Source organism: Pelovirga terrestris (assembly GCF_014773365.1).
In the GTDB taxonomy this organism is placed as follows: Bacteria; Desulfobacterota; Desulfuromonadia; order Desulfuromonadales; family Geopsychrobacteraceae; genus Pelovirga; species Pelovirga terrestris.
This window is the reverse complement of sequence record NZ_JACWUN010000037.1, coordinates 1-1,365: the sequence shown is the minus strand read 5'-3', so window position 1 is coordinate 1,365 and position 1,365 is coordinate 1. Positions and strand designations below refer to the sequence as shown.

Annotated in this window: 1 protein-coding gene; it reads left to right on the top strand. The window is 50.6% G+C overall.

Features of this window, described 5'->3' with window-relative positions:
* Positions 1-56: 56 nt before the first annotated feature.
* Positions 57-1,365, top strand: a 1,309-nt coding sequence (locus ICT70_RS14760; RefSeq protein WP_224747095.1) for an IS4 family transposase, incomplete at its 3' end; no start/stop codon positions are given.

The window sequence follows — 1,365 nt, the reverse complement described above, 5'->3', positions numbered from 1 at the left end:
CTATGGTAGAATTGGTTATCGCCAAACAACCGAAACTACTTCAAGGAGATGACGCTTTGAACCGTATTGTATCAGAACTTGTTTCATGTAAAAACCCAATAGATTCGTTCTTTGACAATCAGCGTATCGCACTACTACTTCGGCAAAGCAACGTGTTTAAGCAGTGCGGATTCGCCCCCGTGGTGGTTATGCGGTTTATCTTCAGCTTGGCATTTACCGGCAAGAATTTATTTCGGTATCTGCGATCCGTCGGTTCCGAGGCCGAGATCAGCAAGGATACGGCTTATCGCTTTCTGAACTCGGTTCACGCCAACTGGCGCAAGTTTCTGCATCTGCTGAGCGCAGCGGTGATCAACCATCAGCTGTTGCCGCTGACTGAAAAAAAGACACCGAAGGTGTTCATCGTCGACGACTCGCTCTACAAACGCAACCGTAGCAAGAAGGTGGAACTGCTTGCGCGTGTCCATGACCATAACGAAAAACGCTACTATCTCGGCTTTCGGATGCTGACCCTGGGCTGGTCTGACGGCTCGACCTATGTGCCGGTTTCCTTTTCTCTGCTGAGTTCAGCGAACAAGAAAAGCCGTCTGACCGAGATGGCTGAGGTTGACAAACGCACCAATGGCTACAAGCGCCGTACCGAGAGCCTGCGCAAGGCACCCGAAGTGATGAAAGAACTGATCATGCAGGCACGCAGTAGCGGCCTTGATGCCGATTACCTGCTTTTTGACAGTTGGTTTGCCTTTCCTTCGGTGATCGTCGGACTCCTTGAGCAACAACAGCAGGTTATCTGCATGCTCAAGTCGATGAAGACCATCACCTACGGCTACAAGGGATTTGATCTCACCCTCAATGATCTGTACAAAAGTGTGTCCAAGCGTCGCGGTCGCGCCAAGATTCTCGCCTCGGTTCAGGTTGAATTAGGCAAAAATTCCAAGGGTGACGCGGTCATGGCCAAAATCGTTTTTGTCAGAGATCGCAGCAAAAAGAAATGGCTGGCACTGCTTTCCACCGATGTTCACCTTGCCGATGAGGACATCATTGCTCTGTACAAGCGCCGCTGGGACATCGAGGTGTTTTTCAAAATCACCAAAAGTTATCTCAACCTGGCCAAAGAGTTTCAGAGTCGTAGCTACGATGCGCTGGTTGCTCATACGAGCATTGTGTTTGCACGTTACATCATGCTGGCGCTGGCACGACGTACCAGCAACGACCCGCGAACGCTGGGTAGTCTGTTCCATGCCGGCTGTGATGAACTGCGCCAAGTCAGTTTTGTCGAAGCACTGCAACTGCTGATGAACCTATTGGAGCAGGTGATCAAAAGCTTTGCAGACAAAATGGTGGCACCGATCAAGGCCATGCTGG